This is a genomic window from Ideonella flava, assembly GCF_051857595.1.
GTDB lineage: Bacteria > Pseudomonadota > Gammaproteobacteria > Burkholderiales > Burkholderiaceae_C > Ideonella.
Genome location: NZ_JBPZHD010000026.1, coordinates 1 through 1,025 on the forward strand (window position 1 = coordinate 1; position 1,025 = coordinate 1,025).

A 1,025-nucleotide genomic window follows, 5' to 3' on the forward strand; every position below is an offset into this window, starting at 1 on the left:
GGGTTCAGCGCTTCGGTGATCGCTGCCAACCCAGCCCCGCGCTTGTCGCGCAGCAAGGCTTTCACCTTCTGGCGCAGTCGCACAACGCTGGCCGCAGCAACCTTGAGCCGCGCCGTTTCCCGCCCGATCAAGCCGTAACCGAGGAAGTCGCGCATGCTCGCACGCGCCACCGCGCTCTTGTCCCGGTTGACCTGCAGCCTGAGTTCGCTTTCCAGGTACTCCCCGATGGCCTCGAACGCATGTTCGGCGGCCTTGCGACTGCCAAGGTACACGTTGCAGTCATCCGCATAGCGCGCGAAGGCGTGTCCTCGGCGCTCCAGTTCCCGATCCAGGTCGCTCAGCATGATGTTGCTCAGCAGCGGCGACAGCGGCCCACCTTGCGGCGTGCCCTCCCGTCGTTGCTGCACGAGCCCGTCACGCATCAGACCCGCCTCGAGGTACCGGCGGATGACGCCGAGCACTCGCCCGTCTGCGACCTCGCGCGCCACGCGTGCCATCAGCACGTCATGGTTGACTCGGTCGAAGAATTTCGCAAGATCAATGTCCGCCACCCAGCCCTTGCCGCTTCTGACGTGGTCGCGTGCCGCTTGCACGGCCTGCCACGCGTTGCGTCCGGGCCTGAAGCCGTAACTCGACTCGCTGAAGCGAGGCTCGAACATCGGTTGCAGGACTTGCAGCAGCGCCTGCTGGATCAGCCTGTCCACCACCGTCGGCACGCCCAGCGTCCGTACCCCGCCATCGGGCTTGGGGATGTCCACTGCTCGCACTTCCCGTGGCAGGTAGCTGCCCGCCAGCAGCGCCGCCTTCACTGACGGCCAGTGAGCTTGCAGCCACGCCTTCAGCTCCTGCACCCGCATGCCGTCGGCACCCGGGGCTCCCTTGTTGCGCAGCACTCGCTCATAGGCCTTCCACATGTTGCCGCGCTCGACCACCTGCTCCATCAGCTGCGTGGCCACTTCCGCTTTCGTTCGCCCCGTTGTCGCCGTGCACGCCTCGGCACCGTCGCCAGGCCCGGTCGGGTTCCG

1 protein-coding gene is annotated in these 1,025 nt (G+C 66.8%); it reads right to left on the minus strand.

All coding sequences use genetic code 11. The features are described from left to right. On the minus strand, positions 1 to 1,025 hold a 1,025-nt coding region (gene ltrA / locus ACS5PM_RS31975), incomplete at both ends, for a group II intron reverse transcriptase/maturase (RefSeq protein ID WP_439392158.1).